The following is a 26395-nucleotide window of genomic DNA, read 5'->3' on the forward strand; positions in this document are numbered from 1 at the left end:
TCAGAGCCGGAGGCTATCCAGACCTCTTGCGAGATCGGTCTTTAGATCCTCGACGTCTTCCAGCCCGATATGCAGACGGAATGTCGCGGATGTTGGACCACCCTCACCCGTCACCCGCCGGATATGCCCCGTAGTCGGCAGGACCAGACTTTCATATCCGCCCCAGGAGGCTCCGATCCCAAACATTTCAAGCCCATCGATCATACGCTCGGCGGCCTCAACGGAAATTTTCGGCTGAAGCTCCACCCCGAACAGGCCGCACGCTCCGGTAAAATCACGTTTCCAGAATGGATGCCCCGGACAGTCTTCCAGCGCCGGATGCAGAACGCGTGCAACTTCGAGGCGTGTTTTCAGCCACTGCGCGATTTCCAGCGCCGAGCGCGACTGATGCGCCAGCCGCACCCCCATTGTCCGCAGACCCCGCAGCGTCAGCCAGCAGTCATCCGGCCCCGCGCACAGTCCAAGCTGGATTGCGGCATCGCGCAGCGTTTTCCAGTGTGCTTCATCATTAACCGTAACCGATCCCATGATAACGTCAGAATGCCCGGCAGGATATTTCGACAGCGCCTGGATCGACACATCCACGCCATGAGTAAAGGGCTGGAAGACACCGATCCCCCATGTGTTGTCCAGCATCAGGAGCGCTCCGGCCTCGTGCGCAATGTCCGACAACATGGGCACGTCCTGCACCTCAAAGGTGTGGCTGCCCGGGCTTTCCGCAAACAGCACCTTCGTCTCCGGTCGCATGAGCGACAAAACTTCGTCTCGCGATGCCATGGGTGGATAATAGGTCGTCATCACGCCCATTCGCTGGAGCATGGTTCCCGCGAACCGCCGGGTCGGTCCATACACCGAGTCGGGAAGTAGAAGATGGTCTCCACACCCCAGAAACGCCAGAAGCGGCAATGCGCAGGCTGCGAGACCCGAGCCGACAACCTGTGTATGGGCTCCTCCTTCGATCCGGCTGAGCATTTCCTCAAGTTGGTGCTGGATCGGCGAACCCATGGCACCATAAACCGCCTTATGAGCATGGCTGCGACCATCTGTCCGGTTCATGGCTTCCAGGGACGGAAACAGGACCGTCGACCCGCGGCTCACCGGCGCATTCACGAATATTCCCGATTCCGGAAGCTCGTGTGGACGCCCCTCGCGCACCAACATCGAGGCCATCCGGCTCCATCCTGCGCTGACCTGCTTTTCCAGATCGCTCATGCTCATCCCTCTCCTGTCACAACCGGGGCATCAGGGTCACTGCCCCATTCTGCCCAGGATCCATCATACAAAGCCGCGTCGCCATATCCCGCGATAGCCACAGCCGCTACGATTGTCGCGGCTGTCAGCCCGGAGCCACAGGTTGCGATCACTGATCGCTCCGCCGCGGCACTCAGAATCTTCTTCAGTTCGGAGGCATGCAGAAAGCAGCCGCTTTCATTCACAAGACGCGTCCAGTCCATGCTGATTGCAGCAGGCATATGGCCGCTCCGCACCCCAGGGCGCGGCTCCGGGACTGTCGCCGCAAACCGTCCTGCACTCCGGGCATCAAGAACGAGACTGCCCTGCCGCTCCAGCGCAAGCCGCACATCCCCCGAACCCACCAGAAGCCCATAGCGGGGACGGGCCCGAAAAAGAGCTGGCTCCTTTGCGGACGCGGCGCCCTCTTCCACCGGACCGCCGGCCTTCAGCCAGGCTTCCAATCCACCATCGAGTATCCGCGCATTCCGATGCCCGAACAGCCGTGCAAGCCACCAGCCCCGACAGGCACCGACACTTCCGCGCCCATCATAAAACACGACCGGCACATCCTCGCTCACTCCGAGAGCGCCCATCAGCCGGGCGAAGCGCGCGGCCCCCGGCACAGTATGCGGAAACGGGCTATCCGGGTCCGCAAAGGCATCAATATCGAATCGCTGTGCATCGGGCAGATGGCGCTGGGCAAATGCGGCATCGGGGTCGCCTTTCTGCCCCGGCAAAAGCACGCTGGCATCAAGGGGAATGAACCGGCCAACCTCGGAGATCAGGGTCGCGGCATCAACAAGTGGCGAGATCGTCATACCCGCACCATAGGTCGAGGGATGCGTCCGACGCCAGAGCGTGCCAATGTATCACTCCATGAACACGCAGCCCACAGAGTCATGCCGGTCCGGGCTCCCGTCCGGCTCCAGTCAGGAGAACGGCACCGCATGACGACCGAGCGGATTCTCCTCGGCCTCATCCTGGCCGGAATTGCCTATGGATGCGGCATCATCCTTTGGCCTTTCCTCTCGGCCATCCTGTGGGCCGCGATCCTCGCCTTCACGACCTGGCCCATCTACCGCCGCATGCGACGACATGTCCGTCCTGTGCTGGCCGCCCTCGCCATGATGGCATTGAGCGCGCTCTTTATCGTTGTTCCTCTGACTGTCCTGACCAGCGCGGGGATCAGCGATATTCCCGGCACGATCTCGGAAATCGACGTCCTGATCCTGCATGTCACCAGCGCGAACCCACCTCCGGCCTGGTTGAACCGAATTCCGATGGCCGGTCCCCATCTCGTGAATGCCTGGCATCATTTCAGCCATGACGTCGGCGCCTTCGCGACCGAGGTTCTGCGCCCTTATGCCGGACAGATCGCCCATCTGACACTGACGGTCCTGCTCCGCCTCGCCGGCGGTCTCGCCGAACTGGTCATGGCGCTGTTCGTGGCGTTTTTCCTGTGGCTCAACGGCGATACACTGGGCAACACCATCACAGCCCTGATCGACCGCATCGCCGGCCCCCACACTACGCCGCGCCTCATCAACATCATAGGGCGCACAGTCCGCGGCACGGTTTATGGAATCCTTGGCACTGCCCTGATCCAGGGCGTCCTGACAGGGATCGGCCTCATGCTGGCGGGCGTACCCTCTCCCGTCCTGCTGGCCGGTATTACCGCTTTCGTGGCCGTCTTTCCCATTGGCGCTCCGCTCGTCTGGGTGCCCGCCGCAATCTGGTTGGGCATGACCCATCATTTCGGGCACGGCCTGTTCCTGGCCATCTACGGCATCCTGATCATCTCGGGTGCCGATCACGTCATCCGTCCGGCCTTCATCGCCCGGGGTGCCCAGCTACCCTATCTGCTGACCGTCCTGGGCGTTCTTGGCGGCATCGTGACCTTTGGCGGGGTCGGCATCTTCCTCGGTCCCGTCTTGCTGGCTGTCGGCTATACCCTGACCAGCGAATTCGCGGCTGGCCCCCATCACCGAGAACGCAATCCCCTGTACCTGCCGGAGCCTCCGAAATGACGACGTCTCTTCAACCCGGAGCCTCTTTCAAGATCCTGAGCTGGAACCTTTACCGCTGGGAAGGCGCGTCCCTCGAAGACGTTCTGACGGTCATCCGTGCGGAAGATCCCGATATCGTCGTTATGCAGGAAGCACAGACAGCGGTGGATGAACTTCCCGAGATCCTTGGCGGCTATTACGACCGCATTCCACTTCCCGGGCGGCCACATGGTACCGCCTGCTGGAGCCGGCTGCCATTTACGCGGCCACCCTCATTCTGCCGTCTGCCGCGCGGTCTGCTGGTCAAACGTACGGCACAGCTTATCGATTTTGGCAGCTTTTCTCTCGCCAATGTGCATCTGTCGCATGGTCAGATCCTCAATCGCCGGCAACTGCGCAGTATCAGCACCAACATGCGCCACCGTGCCGTCATCATGGGGGACTTCAATCTGATCGGGCCTGTCCTGCTTCCGGGCTTTCTGGATGTCGGCCCCAGGGAAAAGACCCACCGGATGCTGAACCATGTTCCGCTGAGGCTTGACCGCTGCCTCGTGCGTGGCCTGTCCCGTCTCGAAGCCCGTGCCCTGCCGCGTTTCGGCTCAGATCACCGCCCTATCTGCGTGACTCTGAGGCTGGGCACGTAAAACCTTACAGATACGGAAGCAGCAGCCTGATCGCCGAATTACGCATCCGGATCAGGAACGGCTTACTATCCAGATCATGATGAGTCAGACGATTGCGGCGATGCGTCTGCATGAACGTGGACAGTTCTTTCGCCACGCCCGTGTCATAGATTTCCAGATTAATCTCGAAATTCAGCCGAAGAGAGCGCATGTCAATATTGGCACTGCCCACAAAGCTCCATTCATCGTCCACTACCATCAGCTTGGAATGATTAAACGGAGGATCGGCCATCCACACCCGGCAGCCCGCATCCAGAAACGGCCGCAGATTGGCATCCCGCGCATGGTCGATCAGAGCGTGATTGCTGCTTTTAGGCACGACGATATCAATCACCACGCCTCGCAAGGCCGCAAGAATAAGCTCCGTCGAGAAGCGGTCATCCGGCAGGAAATATGGCGTCATGACCCAGATATGACTCCGGGCCAGCGCGAAAGCCTGCAACATCCCGTATTCGATCTTCTCCAGATCCGTATCCGGCCCTGAGGTCACAATGCGCATCGGCACATCACCCACAGGAGACGGCTCGGGCAGATAACGCTCGCCTTTAAGTTCCTCACCCGTCGTAAACGACCAGTCCCAGGCGAACGCCACAGCCAGCTGATGCACAACCGGCCCCTGAATTCGGAAATGCGTATCCGCCACCGGAAGCTTCGTCCGTAAGCGGAGCATGTTCTCCTCGCCGATGTTCAGGCCACCCATGAAGCCGATGGTCCCGTCCACCACGAGGATCTTGCGGTGATTGCGCAGATTAATGAACGGCATGCGCCAGGGCCAGACCGAGTGCATGAAGCGTGCGCAGGCAATCCCCTCATGCCGCAGTCGGCGCTCAATCCCGCAGCGGAAATATCCGCTCCCGATCCCGTCCACCAGAACCCTGACCTCGGCCCCGCGCTGCTTCGCCGCCACCAGAGCCTCGGCAAAACGCTGCCCGACTTCGTCATCCCGGAAAATATAGGAACACAGGATGACCGATTTTTTAGCCTGACCGATTGCCTCCAGCATGACCGGATAGGCATTGTCCCCGTCATGCAGGCAGGTGATCGAATTGCCTCGCATCAATGGCCGTTCCGTCAGACGCCCCAGCATTTTTGAAAGCAGTGCCAGATCGCCATCCACCGTCTGTCGGTACTGCGCCAAGGGGTCGCGCCCTTCCCACAGATGCCGGTTGACCATTTTCTGTGCCCGGCGCCGGACACGATTGATTCCGAACATCAGGTACAGCACCGTCCCCAGAACAGGCGCAATCCAGCAGATGCCGATCCAGCCCGTGCAGGATGCCGTATCGCGCTTGTGCAGCAGAGCATGAACCGTGACGAACAAGGGCAGCGTCCAGCGCAGGATCTGCATGAAAATGTGGAAAACGGTCCAGTGCGTCATAAATCTCCCTGCGGTGGATATTCTGTGCTGCAAACAACACATCAGCCCCCGGATCTTCTTCCATCATCCTTTCGCAAAGATGAAGGATGCGCCAGCGCCCGTCCTTACGATAGGATCATCTTCCGGTCCCGTCTTTCAAAAAAGGAGAGCGTCCCATGCAACATCGCCCACAGCTCTTCTACACAACGGCTCCAGCCCCGTGCCCCTATCTGCCCGACCGCACAGAACGCAAGGTTCTGACCGAACTGGCGGGCCCCAACGCCGTAGCCCTGCACAACCGCTTGTCCCAGGCCGGCTTCCGCCGCAGCCATGCCATTGCCTATGCACCGGTCTGCGTCGGCTGCCGCGCCTGTACTCCCATACGCATTCCGGCAAAAACGTTCGTCCCTACCCGGACCCAGAAAAAAATCCGTAATCGTCACGCTGATCTTATCGTCAACATGGTGCCTCCGGTTCCCACGGACGAGCAGTTCCGTCTGTTCGAGATGTATCAGGCCGTCCGTCACCCTGATGGCGACATGGCCCATATGTGCTGGCGCGATTATGCCGAGCTGATCGCCAACACGCCGGTCGAAACGTTTCTGGCCGAGTTCCGTCGTCCGGATGGCACGCTCGTCTGTGTCAGCCTGATTGACCGTCTCTCGGACGGACTGTCTGCGGTGTACACGTTCTATGACGTCAACGATCTGACTGCGTCTTGGGGAACGTTTTCGATCCTGTGGCTGATCGAACAGATTGCCCGGCTGGGGCTGGAACACCTGTATCTGGGCTATTATGTTCCTGGCAGCCCAAAGATGGCCTATAAAGCCGCCTTTGGGCCTGCCGAAGTTTTTCGTGACGGTCACTGGAGCCTGCTGGCCGGGACACTCCCGGCCTGAGCAGGCCCCTGTTCATTTTCAGCCCTTGTTCCGCAGCATCCATTGGGGCGCAGCACGGCCCACGGCGCCACGGCGACCTTCAAGCGGTGTCAGATCTGCGGCCGATCGAACCCGCTGGCCTTCCTGCCACAACAGCCCCTCAGACAGGGTCAGGGTCCGCATATCACGCAGCGTGCTGTCACCCAGTTTCTGGAACGCGACACCGCCTCCACGGGTCATTTCCGGAACCTGTTCCAGCGGGAAGATCAGCGCCCTCTTGTTATGCCCCAGTGTCAGGACATGCGAGCCACTGACCGGGATGCAGGCAAAGACTTCATCACCGTCCTTGACGTTGAAGACCTGCTTGCCCGTGCGCTTTTCCGCCACAAGCCCGGCTTCGGACACGATCATACCACGCCCTGATGCGGATGCGATCAGACGGCGCCCTTCGTCTGAAACGGGGAACAGGATCACAATCCGGTCTTCCTGCGGCACGTCCACCACAGTCCGGAACGGCTGCCCGAACCCGCGCCCGCGCGGCAGGTCCGCCGCTTTGATGGTATAGGCCTTACCACTACTGGAGATCAGGCACAGCCGGTCCGTACTCTGGCATTCAACTGATAGCCAACCTTCATCGCCTTCCTTGAAGCGATGTCCCTGCGGATCAAGCCCATGGCCCTTCATAGCCCTAATCCATCCCTCGCGGGACAACAGAACCGTCAGCGGCTCACGGTCGATTTCCAGTGCTGCCGAAATATCCACCGGCTCCGGCGCCGCAGCAATCAGCGTTCGACGATCTCCGAGCGGGCCAGACCCGAATTTCTTGATCGTGCCATCCAGATCCTTGCAGATCCGGGTCCAGCGCCGACGCTCCGAACCCAGCAGCGTTTCAAGCGCCTTCTGCTCGTCAGCAAGCTTGTCCCGCTCCCGCCGGATTTCCATCTCCTCAAGCCGTCGCAGCGAACGCAGGCGCATGTTCAACACGGCCTCGGCCTGAACATCCGTCAAGCTGAACGTTGCCATCAGGCTGACCTTGGGCTCGTCTTCCTCGCGGATAATGCGGATGACCTCGTCGAGGTTCAGATAAACAGCAAGGAAACCTTCAAGAATTTCCAGCCGCCGCAGGACAGCCGCCAGACGATGGTTCGAGCGCCGCACCAGTACTTCGTGCACATGGTCCAGCCACGCCCGCAGAACCTCTTTCAGAGACAACACACCCGGAACGCGATCACCGCCCAGAACATTCATGTTCAGACTGAAACGGTTCTCAAGCGCCGTATTGCGGAACAGTGTCTCCATCAGAACTTCAGGCTCGACACCCTTGGTCTTGGGTTCCAGCACAAGGCGGATATCGGTCGTACTCTCATCGCGCACATCGCCCAGAAGCGGCAGTTTACGCTGTTCCATCAGATCCGCGATCTGCTCAATCAGGCGCGATTTCTGCACCTGATACGGAATCTCGGTGACGATGATTATCCAAGTACCAAACCGGCCCTGTTCGACTTCCCAACGTGCGCGGGTCCGGAAACTGCCACGGCCTGTTTCGTAAGAGCGGATAATAGAATCACGCTCTTCAACCAGAATGCCGCCCGTCGGGAAATCCGGGCCGGGCATCAGATCCACCAGTTCAGCGATCGTCACATCCGGATTTTCGATCAGGAGCTTCGCGGCCCTGCAGATTTCGGCGGCATTATGCGGAGGAATGCTCGTCGCCATGCCCACGGCAATGCCTGCCGCACCATTGGCCAACAGATTCGGGAACGTCCCCGGCAGCACGATCGGTTCGTGATCTTCGTTGTCGTACGTCGCACGGAAATCGACCGCATCGTCCTGAATGCCGTCCAGCAGCGCCTGCGCAACTTCCGTCAGGCGGCTTTCGGTGTATCGCATGGCAGCCGCGCCATCACCGTCGATGGAGCCGAAATTGCCCTGCCCCTCGACCAGCGGGTATCGGACCGCAAAATCCTGCGCCAGACGCACCAGCGCCTCGTACACGGACGCATCGCCATGCGGATGGAACTTACCGATCACGTCACCGACGACACGTGCACACTTTTTAAACCCTGATGTGGGATCAAGGCGTAACTGCTGCATCGCATAAAGGAGGCGGCGGTGTACCGGCTTCAGGCCATCACGCACGTCCGGAAGGGACCGCGACATGATTGTCGACATCGCATACGCAATATATCGCTCGCTCAGAGCCTCAGCGAGCTTGGTATCCTCGATATGACCAGCCAGATCCGTTCCCATGCATCTCCCCTCTTTCGTGCAGGACTTAGACACTGGTGTGCCATTCTGTCCAGCGCTCTCCTTATCCTGCCAGCGGCCTGTTCACCCTACCGCCCGGTCCAGAAGGCGGAAGTGTCCTTCGCGCTGGCCGGGTTCAGGGCACACCCTGCCGATACGACCGCACGCTGGGCAATGATGAACCTCCTGCCCCCTAACACCCTGACTTACCGCATACAGAACGGGCAGCCGGTCCTGCTCTATGCCGACCCCATCGCCTGCGGCTGCGTCTACATGGGTAATAAGACAGCCTATGCTGCCTATAAGGCCAGTCATCCGATCGATACCGCGCAGGAGCAGCGCATGACGGCCGAGATCAACCAGCATCCGGGCTGGGACTGGTCCGTCTGGGACAGCACGGCCGACCTGGACGTCGTTAACGGTCTACGCCCTGGCCCCAGCCACGTTTTTTACTGATCGGACTCCACGTCAACCTCTGGTGCAGACTGAAGCCGCTGCACATACTCCACCAGCCGCTCCCGTGCCGCGGGCAGTGGCTGGTGGCGCACGCCAAAGACCCAGCGCGACAGAAAATGTCCCGTCAGCGCAAGACCATCCTTCCAGTCTTCGGGTGTTCCATCCTGCATCTCATCCATCATCAATGCGGGTAACTGAAGAAGCCTGTCCCTCCATTCGCCAGCCCCTTCCCGGCTTACCGCCCGCCCCGACCGTGGCGACACGTAGAGCAGATTTTCCCGCGCGCCCGTCACCGCACATTCCGACAGGTCCAGCCCATAGCCGAGCCTTGCCAGAAGCTGGGTTTCCCAGCGCAGGTAGGTGCCCATCGGCGCAGGCTCAGGCGCCACGTTAATCAGCGTCAGAAGACGGACCAGCCGCATGAAAAGCTCCGGATGTGCTTCACCCTGCGGTAACGCCCCATCGACCAGCGCACAGGCGCTGCTCACCATCTCAAGCTGCAACGGAGCATCCAGAATGCGCCCCGCCACACACTGAACCGGCTCGGCCGTCAAAGTCCCAAGCTGATCCGCAAGTCGCGCCCGCCAGCGCGCCATGACCAGATTGCCGGTCTGCCACAAGAAAGCCTGACGGCGAGACGCTCCCCCGCGTGCCATGCCATGCGAAACCCCCTGCTCCTCGCTGAACAGATGGACAAGGGCGCTTCCTTCGCCGTAAGGCCGGACTGACAGAACCAGCGCCGCCGCTTCCCATTCCATCGTCTTCCTCCCCGATCCATACGCCAAAACGCAAAAAACCCCCGCACGCCAGAGCGCACAGGGGCTTTTATAGACTTTCACGTCAGACCTGAACCAGACAGACCCGGCTCAGGGCAGAAACGGAAAACCTTACTTGGTGCCAGCGGCAGCAGCGACTTCAGCAGCGAAGTCGCTTTCTTCCTTCTCGATGCCTTCACCGAGCTGGAAGCGCTCGAAACCAGCCAGCTTTGCGCCAGCCTTCTCGACAACCTTGGACACGCGGCTCTCGCCGTCCAGAACCCACACCTGCTCCAGAAGAACAACTTCTTCATAGAACTTGCGGATACGGCCTTCGACCATCTTCTCAATAATGGCTTCCGGCTTGCCGGACTCACGAGCCTGCTCAATCAGAACGGCGCGCTCACGCTCCAGGGACTCCGGATCAACGCTGGCAACATCCAGGGCAGCAGGACGAGTTGCAGCAACATGCATGCCAATCTGGCGACCCAGCGTCAGCAGGGCATCGGACTCGGACGGCGCTTCCAGAGCGGCCAGAACGCCGATCTTGCCGATGCCCGGACGCAGTGCGCTGTGGACGTAGCTGGCAACAACACCGGACTCGACCGACAGGACCTTGGCGCGACGGATGGCCATGTTCTCACCAATCGTGGCGATCAAGTGCGTCAGTTCGTCAGCAACCGTACGGCCGGACGGAACCTTGGCAGCCTTGATGGTGTCCAGATCGTCACCGACTTCGAGCGCAACATGAGCAACCTGCTCGACGAATGCCTGGAAAGCTTCGTTACGGCCAACAAAGTCTGTCTCTGCGTTGACTTCGACCATGGCGGCGCGGTTCTTGGCGGACACAACGCCAACCAGACCTTCAGCCGTCGTGCGACCGGACTTCTTTGCAGCCTGGGACAGGCCCTTCGTGCGCAGCCAGTCGATGGCGGCGTCCATGTCGCCGGCAGCTTCGGTCAGGGCCTTCTTGCAATCCATCATGCCTGCGCCGGTGGCTTCGCGCAGTTCGCGGACCAGGGCTGCTGTGATTTCTGCCATTTATCTCATCCCTTAAAAAAGATCATGCGGCCGGACGAACTCGCCCGGCCGCATGCCATGTTTCAGTTGCCGTTTTCCATAACCGGACCCCGGCAGTCTGTTCAGCCTGCGGAAGCGGGGGCTTCTGCGCCTTCAGCTGCAGCAGCTTCCAGAACAGCCGTCTCAGCCGGCAGTTCTTCAGCAGCACCGATGTCCTGACCCGAAGCAGCCAGCTCGGCGGAAATACCGTCGAGAACTGCACCGGAAACCAGATCGCAATACAGGGTGATGGCGCGGATGGCGTCATCGTTGCCCGGGATCGGGTAGGTCACGCCAGCAGGGTTGGAGTTGCTGTCCAGAACGCCGATGACCGGAATGCCGAGCTTCGTGGCTTCTTCGATCGCCAGCTTTTCCTTGTTCGTGTCGATCACGAACAGCAGGTCGGGAAGGCCACCCATTTCCTTGATGCCACCGAGGGAACGCTCGAGCTTCTCGCGGTCACGCGTGATGTCGAGAACTTCCTTCTTCGTCAGACCAGCTGTGCCACCAGCCAGCATTTCGTCGATCTGGCGCAGACGCTTGATGGAGCCCGTGATGGTCTTCCAGTTGGTCAGCATACCGCCGAGCCAGCGGTGATTGACATAATACTGGCCGCAACGCTGTGCAGCTTCAGCAACATGGTCAGCCGCAGCGCGCTTGGTGCCGACGAACAGGACGCGACCGCCGTTTGCAACGGTGTCACGGACAACCTTCAGGGCGCGGTCCAGCATCGGAACCGTCTGCTGCAGGTCAATGATGTGGACCTGGTTGCGCACACCGAACAGGTACGGCGCCATAGCCGGGTTCCAGCGACGGGTGTGGTGACCGAAATGAACGCCGGCTTCGAGCAGCTGGCGCATGGTGAAATCAGGCATCGCCATGATTCAAAATTCCTTGCGTCTGGTTGAACCTCCGCATGACAACGTCCTTAAAATCAGGACACCAGAAAACCCAGAGCCATGCGTGCGGATTGTTCTCATCAGGAGAAATCCCCTTGAGAAGAACGGTCGCGATATGACGGAAAACGCTCACAGACGCAAGACCTGTCAGCAGAGTTTCACACATACGCCCCCGATCAGACCTGTAAGGCCTTCTCAACTCCCCGCAATGTCCGCAGCCGCTCCGCAAGACGCGGTGTCACTCGGTAATATCCCGGAATGGAGATTTCGACATCCTGTGTCTCCTCGACAGAAGGCAGCAACTTCACACGCCCCAAACCTCCCTGAACCTCTTCCAGCAAAGAGGCCAGATCTGGCAGGGACGCATCCTCCTTCAACCAAACTCGAATTTCCGAACGCTCGGCCGCAGCCGCAACCTCAAGATCCATGACATTCTGCGCGGTAATTCGCAGCGCATCGCCATCTACCTTGAGCTCCGCCGTCACCAGAATGGCCTGTCCCGCCACCAGCAGATCCCGGCAGGATATCAGCGTTTCGGAAAATAACGTGACCTCACATCCGCCACCACTATCGGACAGATTGACCCAAGCCATTTTCTTGCCGGTCCGTGTCGGCCGCTCCTTGCGATCCACAACACAGCCTGCGATCTTGACGCGCGTAGTCCCTGTTTTTGCAGCATTTTCCAGTGCGTTTGATGGCGTCACACCCAAGCGCCGCAGTACACTACGATACGCATCCAGCGGATGTGCACTCATGTGGAACCCGATGGCCGACGCTTCCAGTGAGAGTCGTTCAAAGTCAGGCCAGGGGCGACCTTCGTTCAGGCGCAGAATCTCACGCTCCTGACCCGCGCCTCCGAACAGTCCGGCCTGACCCATTTGCTGCTCCTGCGCCCGCGCCTGAGCTCGGCGCAACAGAATATCAGCGCTCGAAAAAACGATATGCCGTTCCTTGAGAAGGCGGTCAAAAGCCCCTGCTTTTGCAAGACTTTCCAGCTGGATCTTGTTCAGGCTCTTCGGATCGCAGCGCTCCGCAAAATCCGTAAGGTCCTGAAACGGCCTGTCGCCACGGGATGACACGACACTGTGCATCGCAGCCGCGCCTACACGTTTGATGGCTGACAGCGCATAACGAATCCCCTGACGCCCGTCTTCCAGCGTTTCTATAGAAAAATCAGCAAGAGATTTATTAATATCAACGGGTAACACAGGAATCTTCATTCGCCGTGCTTCCTGACACAGAGCTGCCAGCTTGTCCGTCTTTTCCCGTGCCAGAGACATACAGCCCGCAAGAAAGGCGACCGGGTGATTCGCCTTCATCCAGGCCGTCTGATAGGACACCAAGGCATAGGCTGCAGCATGTGATTTATTAAAGCCGTAATCCGCAAAACGAGCCATAAGATCAAAAACTTCGACTGCTTTTTCCTGAGGAATACCGCGCGCCGTTGCACCCTCAGTGAAGATCGCGCGCTGCTTCTCCATTTCCGCGGCGATTTTCTTACCCATCGCCCGCCGCAGCAGATCCGCGCCCCCCAGACTGTAGCCCGCCATCTTCTGGGCGATCTGCATGACCTGCTCCTGATAGACCATGATCCCATAGGTCTCTTCAAGAATATCTCGAATTTCCTCGTGAGGCGGCTCCCAAGGTTCGCCATGTTTGCGACGGCAGTAATCTGGAATGTTTGCCATAGGCCCCGGACGATATAGCGACACACCCGCAATCAGATCTTCCAAACGACTGGCTGCCATCTGCTTGAGCATATCCCGCATGCCCGCGCCTTCAAACTGGAACACGCCTGCCGTATCGCCCTTGGCCAGCATCTCGAACGTCTTCGCGTCATCCAACGGAATACGTGAGAGATCGACTATAATTCCCTGTTCTTTAAGGAAATCAAGGCCGCGCTTAAGGATGGTGAGTGTTGTCAGGCCGAGGAAGTCGAACTTCACCAGTCCAGCCTGCTCGACATATTTCATGTTGTACTGCGTCACGAGCATATCGCTCTTCGGATCACGGTACAGCGGCACCAGTTCCACTAGTTCGCGATCACCAATCACCACACCTGCGGCATGGGTAGAGGCATGACGGTACAGGCCTTCAAGCTGCAACGCGATCTCCATGAGCCTCTTAAGCGACTCATCGCTATCCCGCATTTCCTGAAGTCGCGGCTCACCCTCGATCGCATCCGATAGCGAAACAGGCTTGGCCGGATTGTTCGGGATTAGCTCGGCAACACGATTGACCATGCCGTACGGCAGCCCCAACACACGACCAACATCACGCACTGCTGCTTTGGCCTGAAGCTTTCCGAACGTGATGATCTGCGCGACACGGCTCCCGCCATACTCCTCGCGCACATACCGGATCACCTCGTCACGTCGGTCCTGACAAAAATCGATATCGAAATCCGGCATGGAAACGCGTTCAGGATTCAGGAATCGCTCGAACAGCAGACCGAACGGAATGGGATCGATATCCGTGATTGTCAGCGCATACGCCACCAGCGAACCTGCACCTGATCCACGCCCTGGGCCTACCGGAATGTCATGCGCTTTTGCCCACTGGATAAAGTCGGCAACGATAAGGAAGTAGCCCGGGAAGCCCATCCTTGCGATGATATCGAGTTCCACCTGCAGGCGTTCCGAGTAAAGCTTGCGCTTTTCCTCATCCGCATTGATCGCTTCAAGGCGCTTTTCCAGCCCTTCCCAAGCCATAGCCCGAAGCGTCTCTTCTTCCGTCGAGCCCTCGCGAACTTTAGGGCAGATCGGCAGAAGCGGCTTTCGCGTACAAGCTGCCACCGCACATTTCTGGGCAATGATCAGCGTATTGTCACAGGCTTCCGGAAGATCATGGAAGACAGCCCGCATTTCGGCAGGCGTCTTGAACCAGGCCTGCGGAGATACATGCCAACGGTCGTCTTCCGCAATGGTCCGCCCCTGCGCGATACACAGTAGCGCATCATGGGCTTCATGCATTTCCGGCCTCGGAAAGAAACACTCATTGGTCGCTACCAGCGGAATGTCCATCTGGTCCGCCATTGGAATCAGGACACTTTCGACTTCCTGCTCCCCCGCCTCTCCCAGCCGGTTCAGTTCGACTGCGATATTTCCCCGGAAAGCTTCTTCCAGACGGCTTAGAAGCGCCTGCGCCTCAAACTTCTGTTCCTCAAGGATTAGCTTGTTGATTGGCCCGCGATTGCCGCCTGTCAGCAGAAATAGTCCCGCTGCATGCTGACACAGAAAATCGATCGCAACCGAAGGATCAGCAGGATCACCATTCAAAAAGCCTTCAGATGACAGGATCTGAAGATTTTCCAGTCCCTCCTCATTCCGCGCCAGAAGCACCAGCGGCTCGGACATCGCTCCAGGTTTGGTACTGCGCGGAGGGAGTGAAATCTGACAACCGACTATCGGTTGGACACCGTTGCTACGACAGTACAGCGAGAATTCAAGCGCGCCGAACAGATTACCACTATCCGTGAGTGCCACCGCTGGCATGCCATTCTTGGCCGCCAGACTCACGAGTTCCGGAATGCGGATCGCGCCCTGACTCAGGGAATAAGCGGAATGGTTTCTTAGATGAACGAAATCGGCATGAGACATGCCGCTATTCTATCAGGGACGCGTATCGGATGCAGGGGGTTTTGATACACCCTGCCCCAGATCATCCCTCAGAACGTAACGAGCTTACCGTCCCGCAATGTCACGGTCCGGTCCATGCGGGCAGCCAGCTCCTCATTATGCGTGGCGATCAGCGCTGCTGCGCCCTCTTCGCGCACGACACGCAAAAGCTCGCCAAACACATGATCGGCCGTGCCGATATCAAGATTTCCCGTAGGCTCATCCGCAAGAAGCAGCTTGGGCTTATTAGCCAGCGCACGCGCAATTGCCGTACGCTGTTGCTCGCCACCCGATAGCCGCCCCGGCAGCGAATCGAGACGATGCGATAGCCCGAACCGGCCCAGAAGTTCCCGTGCCCGCTCCCGTGCCTTGCGCGGCGCTACACCAGCAATGAGCTGTGGCAGCATGACGTTCTCGCACGCCGTGAACTCGCCCAGCAGATGATGGAACTGGTACACAAATCCGATCTGATCGCGCCGGATTGCCGTCCGGACGGTGTCGCTCAGTCCACTGGCCGGACGATCTGCTACAAAGACCGTGCCTTCCGAGGGTGCTTCCAGCAGACCAGCAAGATGCAGAAGCGTGGACTTCCCAGTCCCACTCGGCGCTACGAGGGCAACGATCTCGCCGCCGCGAAGTTCGAACTCCGCACCACTGAGAATCTCCAGCGTTTCCTCGCCGGAGCGGAAACGGCGCGTCAGACCTTCAAGGCGCAGGGCACTCGTTCCGACTAATACTTCACTCATGACGCAGAGCCTCGATCGGATCAGTTCTGGCTGCCCGCCAGGACGGATAAAGTGTCGCCAGAAGCGACAGGACCAGCGACATTCCGATCACTTCCCAAACCTGTGACCAGACCAGTTTCGCTGGCAAGCGCTCCAGAAAATAGACTTCCGGATTGAACAGATTTGTTCCCGTGAGCGACTGGAGCCACTGGCGGATCCGTTCAATGTTCAGCGCAAACGCAATCCCAAGCGCCGACCCCACCACAGTCCCTACGATGCCGACGGATGCGCCACACATGAGGAAAATCCGCATGATTGCGCCCCGGCTTGCCCCCAGGGTGCGCAGCACGGCGATGTCCCGTGTCTTGTCCTTTACCATCATAATAAGCGACGAAATGACGTTGAACGCTGCAACGAGAATAATCAGGGTCAGGATCAGGAACATCACGTTCTGCTCGACCGTCACAGCATCCAGAAAACCGTTCGCGCTCTGCGTCCAGTCTAGAACGCGCAAACGCGGATCTTCGAGACGTACGGCAATGGCCTTGCGCGTAGGCTGTACATTCGACGGATCAGCCGTCGAGACCTGAATGAGCGAAACGGCAGACGGCCCCAGCATCAGGAATTTCTGTGCCGCAGGCAGCGGCATCAGAACGATGCTGGAATTATAGTCGTTCCAGTTGGCATCGAAAATGACGGCCACATGATAAGTTTTCACCCGTGGCATGGTGCCGAACGGCGTCGCCTGACCGTCTGGAGACAGAAGCGTGATCGGAGAACCGACTGTCAGCCCGGCCCGATCGGCCATCGTCGTTCCGATCGCAACCGCATCATTACCCGTGAAATTGTTCAGACTTCCCGCAACGATCCCGCTGCTCAGCGCCGTCCAGTCCCGGAGGGATTGCTGGGACACGCCCTGCATTTCCGCTCCGGAAGAAAAACGCCCCGCTTCCACCAGCACAGTGCCCTGCGCCATTGGAATGACGGACTTTACACCGGGAACTTGCTGGATCGCCGCCACGTCATTTTCGTAAGCTTCGATAGGACGCCCGTAGCCGTACACGGTCAGATCACCGTGCAGTCCGAGGATGCGCCCCATCAGATCGGCCTTGAACCCGTTCATTACCGACATAACGATGATGAGCGTTGCCACTCCAAGCGCAATCCCGATCAGGGAAAAGATGGCAATGATCGAGGCGAAGCGTTCGCCACGGCGGGCGCGGAGATACCGTCCCGCCACCATGCGCTCAAAGCGGCCGAACATCAGGCGGCTCCGATTTTGGCCAGAGCATCCTCGACTGACAGTTCGAACCGCTCGCCCGTGGCGCGCTGCTTGAGTTCGACCTTGCCTTCCTTGGCCCCTCGTGGCCCAACGATGATCTGCCAGGGATGTCCCATTAGATCCGCGTCGTTGAACTTCACGCCCGCCCGCTCGGAACGGTCATCATACAGCATGTTTTCCGGGTCAGTCCCATAAATGCGGCCACAGATCGCATCGCAGGCTTCGTCACCCTGACGCAGGTTCAGGATCGCGGCCCGATAAGGTGCAACGGATGCGGGCCAGATGATGCCTGCATCGTCGTGCGACGCTTCGATGATCGCGCCGACCAGACGTGACACGCCGATACCGTAGGAACCCATCTGCGGATGGAACGACGCCCCGTCAGAGCCGATCACTTCAATACCCATCGATTCCGTGTACTTCGTACCGAAATAGAAGATATGACCGACTTCGATCCCCCTGCCTTCGCGCTTACGCTCCTCCGGAATTTTGGCCCATTCGGCTTCATCATGCTTTTCGTCCGTGGCCGCGTAGTGGTCAGTCACAGTTGAGAAGAACGTGGCGAGACTTTCGTGGTCGTCACAATCGACCGGGCGACCGAGCCAATCCTGCTCCTCAAGAGCTGCATCAAAGAAAACGCCACTCTCACCTGTCGGAGCCAAAACCAGAAATTCATGGCTTAAATCGCCACCAATTGGCCCGGTATCAGCAACCATTGGGACAGCACGAACACCCAGACGCTGGAAGATACGCAGATAGGACAACATCATGCGGCGATAGCTGGCAACAGCATCGTCGTATGTCGCGTCGAAGGAATACGCGTCCTTCATCAGGAATTCACGTCCACGCATCACGCCGAAGCGGGGACGCACCTCATCACGGAACTTCCACTGGATGTGGTAGAGCGCCTTGGGCAGATCCTTATAGGATTTCACGGACGCTCCGAAGATGTCCGTGATCATTTCCTCGTTCGTCGGCCCGTACAGGAGATCACGGCCATGACGATCCTGAATCCGGAGCATTTCCGGACCATAAGCGTCATAACGCCCAGAGCGGCGCCACAGATCAGCGGACTGAAGCGTCGGCATCAGGACTTCCTGTGCGCCGATCGCATCCTGCTCTTCGCGGACGATCTGCTCGATATTGCGCAGAACCCGCAGGCCTGCCGGCAGCCAAGCATAGATGCCCGAAGAGGTCTGGCGCACAAGGCCAGCCCGCAGCATCAGGCGGTGAGACGCGATCTGTGCCTCGGCCGGAACTTCCTTCAGCGTCGGCTGAAAGGCTTTCGTCAAACGCATGTGTTACTTCTCTCAGACGCGCAGCAGATGAACATCGACAAGCGGGCGCTTCTGAAGCTTGCGCCCCAGAGCACGACGCAGGGCCGTTTTGGCCGCATCCCGGAAGGCTGCATCGTCCTGACGCAGTTCGTCGGGGATCTGATCGATGGAGTCAGCAAACTCTTCCTGAATCCGGATGCTTTCGGGGTCGTCAGATTCCAGCAGTCCCGGCGCGCTGATCTTGGGCTCACCAATGACATAACCTTCGTCATCAACGGCAAAACTCGCCAGAACGATGCCGTTGAACAGCATTTTACGACGCGCCGCGAGAACGCCGCCCGTCATGGGCAGCAGACGACCACCATCCAATGCCAGACGGCCCGTCGGCGCCGTATCGACAACTTTCACCTCACCCGGGGACAGGTTGAGGATGTCGCCATCTTCCAGCAGGATCGGCTCGGAACCCATTTCATGCGCCAGCGCGGCATGAGCCGTCAGGTGACGCCACTCGCCGTGTGTCGGAATGCTGTATTTCGGACGGACGATCCGATAGAGCGTGCGAATGTCTTCGCTGGTCGCATGGCCGGAGGTGTGAACCTTGGCGTCCTTGTCCGTCAGGACCGTCACGCCACGACGCGACAGATTATCCTGAACAGCCATGACGGCCTGTTCGTTGCCCGGAATCATCCGCGAGCTGTAAATCACCGTATCGCCCTCACCGAGCGCGATGTTCGGATGGGTGTCGGACGCAATCCGCGACAAGGCCGAGCGCGGTTCACCCTGGCTGCCCGTGATGATCATCAGCAGACTGTCATCATCCACATCCCGCGCATCCTGCTCGGTCAGGAACGGTGGCAGGTCCTGAAAATAGCCGCACTCACGCGCAGCCGTCTCAAGATTGCGCAGCGAGCGGCCAACGATCATGACCACACGTCCCGAAGCCTGGGCCGCCTTGGCGATGCTCTCGACGCGCGCCACATTACTAGCGAAACAGGTGACGGCAATGCGGCCTTCCAGCCCCATGATCAGATCCGTCAAGCCCTTTCGGACGTCCGCCTCCGACTCAGACTTGCCCGGCTTGAGCACATTGGTGCTGTCGCCGACCATTGCCAGAACGCCCTCGTCGCCCAGCTTGCCAAACGTCTCAAGATCCGTCACCGGCCCGACCAGCGGGTTCTCGTCCAGCTTCCAGTCACCCGTATGCACGATCAGGCCATGCGGCGTCCGCAGTGCCACGGCCTGAGCCTCAGCGACGGAATGCGTGACGGACACAAACTGAAGATCGAACGGCCCAACCTCAAAGCGCGAAGCCGGGCGGATGACGTGAATCTTCACCTGATTGTTTAGATGCGCTTCCTGCAGCTTACGGCGCAGCACGGCTGCAGCAAACGGTGTAGCATAAACCGGGCAGCGCAAATAGGGCCACAGATGTGCTACCGCCCCCAAATGATCTTCATGTGCATGCGTAATCACCAGACCGCACAGATCCCGCGCACGGTCGGCAATGAAAGTCGGATCCGGCATAAGCACTTCGGCTTCAGGCGTATCATTACCCGAAAACCCGATACCGCAGTCAATGGCAAGCCAGGTGTCGTTACCGTTCTTCGTCAGGCAGTAGAGATTGAAATTCATGCCGATCTCGCCCGTCCCGCCCAAGGGCAGGAAGGACAAACCGTCCTGTTTTTCTGTCATGATTGTTCCTTACAAAAATGATGCATAATCAGAGTGATATTCATTGCCCGATGCCCTGAGAGCGCTCGGGGGAATAGGAAAGCGGCGGCCCCGTATTACGGTCAGCCAGAAGGCGCAGGCCATCCAGTGTCAGATCGGGTGCCAGCACATCGAAAAGCGGCGTTCCCTCAGAGAACAGTGGAGCCAGACCGCCTGTTGCAATCACAGTCGGCTTTGCGTCCATTTCATCGGAAATTCGGTGGATCAATCCCTCAACGAGACCGACATAGCCCCAGAACAGGCCCGAACGCATTGCCACACTCGTATTGCGGCCAATCGCCGCCGTAGGGCGACCGATGCTCATACGCGGCAGGCGAGCAGCTGCACGGTGCAACGCATCGATCGACAGGTTTACACCCGGAGCAATCGCCCCACCACAGAACTGTCCCGCACTGTTGACGACGTCAAAGGTCGTCGCGGTCCCGAAATCGACCACGATCAGCGGTGTACCAAAAAGCTCGCGACCCGCCAGACCGTTCAGGCGGCGGTCCGCGCCAAGTTCATTCGGATTATCGACAAGAACGTCGATACCCCAGTCCAGCCTTGCATTGGCAACCAAGGGTACAACATTAAGCCATTCACGGCAGAAACGCCGCAGTTCATAAAGCGCCACGGGTACAACTGTCCCGATAATAGCTCGCTCGATGGCCTTGGCATTCACCCCCACCCGATCGAAGAGTGTCAGAAGCCAGGCCGCATATTCATCAGCCGTCCGTGCTTCATTCGTCGAAATACGCCATTGCCCCAGCCACGACTTTCCATCGTGTACAGCGAACACGATGTTGGTGTTTCCAGCATCAATGACGAGAAGCACGTTGCAGTCCGGTCCTTCAGTCCAGCAGGATATCGCCGGTTACAACCGGAATGGTTTCACCGTGAGGCAAGGCAAGCAGCAGGCGTCCCTGCGCGTCGAGCCCTGAAAACGAACCTGTAATATAGGTTTCACAACGCTGAACCGCAAGCGGGGTGCCAACCGGGTGTGCCCGCGCCAGCCATGCGGCCCGGACCGGTGCGAACCCTTCACGTTCCCGGATGAGAGCCCAGCGTTCGATTTGTGTCACCAGCACCTTTCCAAAAACTTCCGCAGACGGCGGATCAGTCGCCTCGACGAGCGCCGCCAGGCGACGCCCCGGAATTTCGGGGGCCTGCCGCAGATTGGCCCCGATTCCCACAACGACCCAGGAATTACCCTGTAGACCGCCAGTCTCGATCAGCACGCCCGCCATCTTTCGACCATGCATCAGAAGATCGTTGGGCCATTTGAGCATAAAACGGGACGGCCCCGTCACAATTGAACAGAAATGGGTTGCCGTCTCGAAAAGAGCCACGGCAACAACAAATGGCAGCGCTGCGATAAAAGCCTTGGGATCAGCCGGACGAAACAGCAGCGAAATGGCAAGATTGCCCCCCGGATCGGTCCAGGTCCGTCCGCGCGTGCCACGCCCTGATGTCTGGGAAAAAGCCTGAATGGCTAGATGTTCGGGTTCACCGACTTCGGCTCTGGCTTTGCACAGATCGGAGGTGGATCCGAGCGTTTCATAGTATTCGAAACGCCAGCTCATGGCTGCATGATATTCTTTATGGTGGGCGATGACGGGATTGAACCGCCGACCCTCTCGGTGTAAACGAGACGCTCTACCGCTGAGCTAATCGCCCTCAGAATGTGTGTGCGGTCTATATACACGGTTCCGGATGGCGGTAAAGCCACCCGGAACCATTTTGTGAACTTTCTCAGCTCACGGCGTCCTTCAGCCCCTTGCCCGGCTTGAAGCGGACGGAGGTGGATGCCGGAATGTCGATCTCTTCGCCCGTGCGCGGGTTACGGCCCTTGGCGGCCTTGCGCGTGGCAGTCACGAAGCTGCCGAAACCGACGAGACGGACTTCCTGCTTCTTGGCAAGCGTCGCTTCGATCGTGCTGAACACCGCATCGACAACTTCGCTGGCCTTGGCCTTCGGAAGATCGGCAGCGTCTGCAACGGCGGCGATCAGTTCCTGCTTGTTGAGGGGCTTCTCCATGATGTGCCTTTCTGGTGTTAGAGCGCCTGAGCCGGGCTCTGGTGAGTCCCTTCTGGCTCAGGCGCCTTGTTCGATCTGCGGCCGCACTATGAAGCGGATTTTGCCCGCGTCAACTGCTAGAATCGCAGAAGCGTGTCAGTGTCAGTGAGGAAGTGCCTGCGGAGCCGTCTTATCCACCGTTATTTCACCCACCGGGTCGACATTTTCGTCCCATTCGATGGCTTCTGGCATACGAGTCAGGGCGATCTTGAGCACCTCATCTACATGGCTGACGGGAATGATCTTGAGCGCATGACGGACATTATCCGGCACCTCCACGAGATCCTTCTCGTTATCCTTGGGGATCAGGACCGTCTTGATGCCAGCCCGCAGAGCCGCCAGCAGCTTCTCCTTGAGTCCCCCGATCTCCAGGACGCGGCCACGCAAGGTGATCTCACCCGTCATGGCCACATCCTTGCGGATGGGAATCTGGGTCATGATGCTCACCAGAGACGTCGCGAGCGCAATACCGGCTGACGGACCATCCTTGGGCGTCGCACCTTCGGGAAGATGGATATGGATGTCCCGCTTCTCAAACAACGGCGGCCGAATCCCGAAGTCCTGCGACCGCGAGCGGACATAAGATAACGCGGCCGAGATACTCTCCTGCATGACTTCACCGAGCTTGCCGGTCTGCTTGACCTGCCCCTTACCCGGAACCATCACGCTCTCGATCGTCAGTATCTCGCCACCGACCGAAGTCCAGGCAAGCCCTGTCACTACACCGACCATGTCCTCGGTCTCGGTTTCGCCATGACGGTAGCGACGGACACCCGCATACTTCTCGATGTTTTCGGGCGTAATCTCGACATGCTTGACGCCGGTCGTGATAATTTCCTTGACCGTCTTGCGCGCGAGCTTAGCCAGTTCACGCTCAAGGTTCCGGACACCGGCCTCGCGGGTATAGGAGCGGATCAGTTCGCGGATCGTCTCATCCGTGACCGTCCATTCAGCAGGCTTCAGGTTATGTGCCTCGGCCTGCTTACCCAGAAGATGACGGCGCGCGATCTGTACCTTTTCGTCTTCCGTATAGCCGGACAGGTTGATGATCTCCATGCGGTCCAGCAACGGCTGGGGCATGTTCAGGCTGTTGGCCGTCGTCACGAACATCACATCCGAAAGATCATAATCCACTTCCAGATAATGATCAGCAAACGTGGAGTTCTGCTCCGGATCCAGCACTTCGAGCAGCGCAGATGACGGATCACCGCGCCAGTCGGCACCCAGCTTGTCGATCTCATCGAGCAGAAACAGCGGATTAGACGTCCGCGCCTTCTTCATACCCTGGATGATCTTGCCTGGCATGGAGCCGATATAGGTCCGACGATGTCCGCGGATCTCGGATTCATCGCGCACACCACCCAGCGACATGCGAATGTAGTTCCGCCCCGTCGCCTTGGCAATCGAACGCGCCAGAGAAGTCTTGCCCACGCCTGGCGGGCCGACAAGGCACAGAATCGGTCCTTTAAGCTTCTGTGAGCGCGTCTGCACTGCCAGATACTCGAGAATCCGCTCCTTGACCTTCTCCAGACCGTAATGCTCTGCTTCGAGAACATCATCAGCGTGCTGGAACTCCCGCGTGATCTTGGAGCGCTTCTTCCAGGGAATTCCTAGCAGCCAGTCGAGATAGTTGCGCACAACCGTACTCTCGGCCGACATCGGGCTCATGCCGCGCAGCTTCTTCAGCTCGGCATAGGCTTTTTCCTTGGCCTCACGGCTCAGACGGGTCTTTTTGATCTTCTCTTCAAGCTCGGAATTCTCGTCCTTGCCGTCTTCGCCTTCGCCGAGCTCCTTCTGGATCGCCTTGAGCTGTTCGTTCAGATAATACTCGCGCTGGGTCTTCTCCATCTGTCGCTTGACGCGGTTGCGGATGCGCTTTTCGACCTGAAGAACACCGATTTCCGTCTCGATATGCGCGAAAACCTGTTCCAGGCGACGCGCAGCCGAGGCCGTCTCCAGAATTTCCTGTTTTTCGGAAATCTTAAGGTTCAGATGGCTCGCAATCGTATCGGCCAGCTTGGAAATACCCTCGATCTGGTTGATCGAGACCATGACTTCCGGGGGGATCTTCTTGTTGAGCTTGATATACTGCTCGAACTGCGAAACCGTCGAACGGCTCAGCGCCTCGATCTCACCTCCTGAAGCGGCATCAACAGGCTCTTCGGGAATTTCCTCGATTTCAGCCTCGAAATGCCCGTCTACATCGAATAGACGCGTTATATGTACACGCCGCGTCCCTTCAACCAGAACCTTCACGGTCCCGTCAGGCAATTTCAGAAGCTGGAGGATCGTCGACACCGTGCCGTAGCGATAGATGTCATCGACGGACGGGTCGTCTAACGAGACATCCTTCTGCGCCACAAGCAGGATCTGCTTGCTCTCGCGCGTCACGGTCTCCAGCGCTTTCACCGACTTCTCGCGCCCAACAAACAGAGGCACGATCATGTGTGGAAACACAACAATGTTCCGCAGCGGCAGAACGGCCATCACATCGTGACGTACGGGCTGCTGCACCGCAGGCGCCACCGCTTCGGGCTCCAGCTTACGCGCTGCAGCACGCGGCTTGCGCGTTACCTTCTTCGGAGCCGCAGTAGCTTTTTCGGAAATAGCCACATCGTCTGTTTTCTTTATGCGGCGGCGGGTTTTCGGCTTGGTATCGTCAGTCATTCACTTGATCTCCAGAGGGACGATCTTGCGATACCGACCTGCCATGCAGCGCCAGTATCGCATTTTTTTCATGCTTGAGCGGCATGAGTTCGGACAATCTCAGTCAGTTATGTCGAAAGCCGAAGGGGCCAGCACAAGAGCCGGAACCATTTTTACGCAGACTGCTCCGTGGGCTCGGACTTGCCCTTCCCGTAAACATAGACTGGCTGGGCTTTGTTTTCCGCCACTTCCCGGTTAATGACGACCTCTTCGACGCCTTCAAGTCCAGGCAAGTCGAACATCGTACCAAGAAGAATACTTTCCAGGATCGAACGAAGGCCACGCGCACCAGTTTTGCGCTCGATGGCGCGTTTGGCAATCGCTGCCAGGGCATCTTCCGTAAAGGTCAGCTTGACGCCTTCCATCTCGAAAAGACGACCATACTGCTTAATCAGCGCGTTCTTGGGTTTACTGAGGATCTGAATCAGCGCGGATTCGTCCAGATCGTTCAGGGCTGCGATGACCGGCAAGCGGCCGATAAATTCGGGGATGAGACCGAACTTCAACAGATCTTCCGGCTCCACGCTCTGCAGAATCGCACCAAGACGACGCTCGTCATCAGAACGCACATCCGCACCAAAGCCAATGCCCGACCCCTTACCACGCGCCGAAATGATCTTGTCCAGACCGGCAAAAGCACCGCCGCAGATGAAGAGCATGTTGGTCGTATCGACCTGCAGGAATTCCTGCTGCGGATGCTTGCGACCACCCTGCGGCGGCACAGAAGCTACGGTGCCTTCCATGAGCTTCAGCAGGGCCTGCTGCACGCCCTCACCCGAGACATCACGCGTTATGGACGGGTTGTCGGACTTGCGGGAAATTTTGTCGATCTCGTCGATATAGACAATGCCGCGCTGGGCCCGATCGACATTGTAGTCAGCGGACTGGAGCAGCTTGAGGATGATGTTCTCCACGTCCTCACCGACATAGCCGGCTTCAGTCAGGGTCGTGGCATCCGCCATCGTGAAGGGAACGTCCAGGATACGTGCCAGCGTCTGGGCAAGCAGGGTCTTGCCCGAACCCGTCGGACCGATCAGCAGGATATTGGACTTTGCAATCTCGATGTCGCTGCTCTTCGTGGCATGGGCAAGGCGCTTGTAATGGTTATGAACCGCCACGGAGAGCGCACGCTTGGCCTCGAACTGACCAATCACGTAATCGTCAAGAACCTTGCAGATTTCCTTGGGAGTCGGAACACCATCACGGGACTTCACGAGATGGGTCTTGTGCTCTTCACGGATGATATCCATGCAGAGTTCGACGCATTCATCGCAGATGAAGACCGTGGGACCAGCAATCAGTTTACGGACTTCGTGCTGGGATTTCCCGCAGAACGAGCAATACAGGGTGTTCTTGGAATCGCCGGATTTGTTGCTCATTGCTGTTCCCTTTCCCTTGCGCACGACCTGACCACATTCATGCAGCAGAC

21 protein-coding genes and 1 tRNA gene are annotated in these 26395 nt (G+C 58.7%); 4 read left to right on the plus strand and 18 right to left on the minus strand.

The genetic code is table 11. From position 1 onward, the window contains the following. Positions 1–1212: a cystathionine beta-lyase gene (gene metC, locus IGS75_RS00345; RefSeq protein ID WP_202257204.1), complete on the minus strand. Its 1212-nt coding sequence runs from the start codon at positions 1210–1212 to the stop codon at positions 1–3. A gap of 2 nt (positions 1213–1214) precedes the next feature. Then, on the minus strand, positions 1215–2051 hold the full coding sequence (locus tag IGS75_RS00350) for a sulfurtransferase (RefSeq protein ID WP_202257206.1): 837 nt from the start codon (positions 2049–2051) through the stop codon (positions 1215–1217). Between the two features lie 129 nt (positions 2052–2180). Here IGS75_RS00350 and IGS75_RS00355 point away from each other — a divergent pair, with 129 nt between their 5' ends. Then, entirely contained in the window at positions 2181–3260 is a 1080-nt protein-coding gene (locus IGS75_RS00355; RefSeq protein WP_141351212.1) for an AI-2E family transporter, read from the plus strand. Continuing rightward, positions 3257–3883 (plus strand): endonuclease/exonuclease/phosphatase family protein, encoded by a 627-nt coding sequence (locus tag IGS75_RS00360; protein ID WP_202257208.1) that lies wholly within the window; start codon positions 3257–3259, stop codon positions 3881–3883. Before IGS75_RS00355 ends, IGS75_RS00360 begins: the two co-directional genes overlap by 4 nt. Positions 3884–3887: 4 nt before the next feature. Here the strand turns inward: IGS75_RS00360 and cls are convergent, their stop codons facing one another. Beyond that, complete coding sequence (cls, locus tag IGS75_RS00365) at positions 3888–5300, minus strand: cardiolipin synthase (RefSeq protein WP_202257210.1); 1413 nt, start codon at positions 5298–5300, stop codon at positions 3888–3890. Between the two features lie 155 nt (positions 5301–5455). Between cls and IGS75_RS00370 the strand changes: the two genes are divergently transcribed. Then, positions 5456–6178 (plus strand): arginyltransferase, encoded by a 723-nt coding sequence (locus IGS75_RS00370; RefSeq protein ID WP_202257211.1) that lies wholly within the window; start codon positions 5456–5458, stop codon positions 6176–6178. Positions 6179–6196: 18 nt separating this feature from the next. Here the strand turns inward: IGS75_RS00370 and parC are convergent, their stop codons facing one another. Next, positions 6197–8407 (minus strand): DNA topoisomerase IV subunit A, encoded by a 2211-nt coding sequence (gene parC / locus IGS75_RS00375; protein WP_202257213.1) that lies wholly within the window; start codon positions 8405–8407, stop codon positions 6197–6199. On the opposite strand from parC, the gene IGS75_RS00380 reads away from it, so the two are divergent. Next, positions 8384–8860 (plus strand): hypothetical protein, encoded by a 477-nt coding sequence (locus tag IGS75_RS00380; RefSeq protein ID WP_202257215.1) that lies wholly within the window; start codon positions 8384–8386, stop codon positions 8858–8860. The genes parC and IGS75_RS00380 overlap by 24 nt on opposite strands. On the opposite strand, the gene recO is transcribed toward IGS75_RS00380, so the two are convergent. The 14 genes from recO to clpX form a co-directional block, all read right to left on the minus strand. After that, positions 8854–9618, minus strand: coding sequence for a DNA repair protein RecO (gene recO / locus IGS75_RS00385; protein ID WP_202257217.1), 765 nt, complete (start codon positions 9616–9618; stop codon positions 8854–8856). The two genes, IGS75_RS00380 and recO, sit on opposite strands and share 7 nt — an antisense overlap. Positions 9619–9747: 129 nt before the next feature. Then, complete coding sequence (gene tsf / locus IGS75_RS00390; RefSeq protein WP_202257219.1) at positions 9748–10656, minus strand: translation elongation factor Ts; 909 nt, start codon at positions 10654–10656, stop codon at positions 9748–9750. 101 nt (positions 10657–10757) lie between these two features. Continuing rightward, a complete protein-coding gene (rpsB, locus tag IGS75_RS00395) occupies positions 10758–11555 on the minus strand; it encodes a 30S ribosomal protein S2 (RefSeq protein WP_099286443.1) in 798 nt (265 codons plus the stop codon). 194 nt (positions 11556–11749) lie between these two features. After that, positions 11750–15172: a DNA polymerase III subunit alpha gene (gene dnaE / locus IGS75_RS00400; protein ID WP_202257221.1), complete on the minus strand. Its 3423-nt coding sequence runs from the start codon at positions 15170–15172 to the stop codon at positions 11750–11752. Between the two features lie 68 nt (positions 15173–15240). After that, positions 15241–15936, minus strand: coding sequence for an ABC transporter ATP-binding protein (locus IGS75_RS00405; protein ID WP_202257222.1), 696 nt, complete (start codon positions 15934–15936; stop codon positions 15241–15243). Then, on the minus strand, positions 15929–17179 hold the full coding sequence (locus IGS75_RS00410; protein ID WP_141351239.1) for a lipoprotein-releasing ABC transporter permease subunit: 1251 nt from the start codon (positions 17177–17179) through the stop codon (positions 15929–15931). The genes IGS75_RS00405 and IGS75_RS00410 overlap by 8 nt, the downstream gene beginning before the upstream one ends. Further along, positions 17179–18495, minus strand: coding sequence for a proline--tRNA ligase (gene proS, locus IGS75_RS00415; protein ID WP_202257224.1), 1317 nt, complete (start codon positions 18493–18495; stop codon positions 17179–17181). The genes IGS75_RS00410 and proS overlap by 1 nt, the downstream gene beginning before the upstream one ends. A gap of 12 nt (positions 18496–18507) precedes the next feature. Beyond that, positions 18508–20166, minus strand: a complete 1659-nt coding sequence (locus tag IGS75_RS00420) for a ribonuclease J (protein ID WP_141351245.1) — start codon at positions 20164–20166, stop codon at positions 18508–18510. Positions 20167–20206: 40 nt separating this feature from the next. Further along, positions 20207–21019 carry a type III pantothenate kinase gene (locus IGS75_RS00425; RefSeq protein WP_141351248.1) on the minus strand — a complete coding sequence of 271 codons (813 nt, stop codon included), beginning with the start codon at positions 21017–21019 and terminating at the stop codon, positions 20207–20209. A gap of 16 nt (positions 21020–21035) precedes the next feature. Further along, positions 21036–21767: a biotin--[acetyl-CoA-carboxylase] ligase gene (locus IGS75_RS00430; RefSeq protein ID WP_141351250.1), complete on the minus strand. Its 732-nt coding sequence runs from the start codon at positions 21765–21767 to the stop codon at positions 21036–21038. A gap of 19 nt (positions 21768–21786) precedes the next feature. Then, positions 21787–21861, minus strand: a tRNA-Val gene (locus IGS75_RS00435). 75 nt (positions 21862–21936) lie between these two features. Further along, entirely contained in the window at positions 21937–22221 is a 285-nt protein-coding gene (locus tag IGS75_RS00440) for an HU family DNA-binding protein (protein WP_011251684.1), read from the minus strand. 141 nt (positions 22222–22362) lie between these two features. After that, positions 22363–24927: an endopeptidase La gene (gene lon, locus IGS75_RS00445; protein WP_141351252.1), complete on the minus strand. Its 2565-nt coding sequence runs from the start codon at positions 24925–24927 to the stop codon at positions 22363–22365. Between the two features lie 152 nt (positions 24928–25079). Beyond that, positions 25080–26345, minus strand: coding sequence for an ATP-dependent Clp protease ATP-binding subunit ClpX (gene clpX, locus IGS75_RS00450; protein ID WP_141351254.1), 1266 nt, complete (start codon positions 26343–26345; stop codon positions 25080–25082). Positions 26346–26395: the final 50 nt, after the last annotated feature.

The organism is Gluconobacter sphaericus (assembly GCF_016757795.1).
GTDB lineage: Bacteria > Pseudomonadota > Alphaproteobacteria > Acetobacterales > Acetobacteraceae > Gluconobacter > Gluconobacter sphaericus.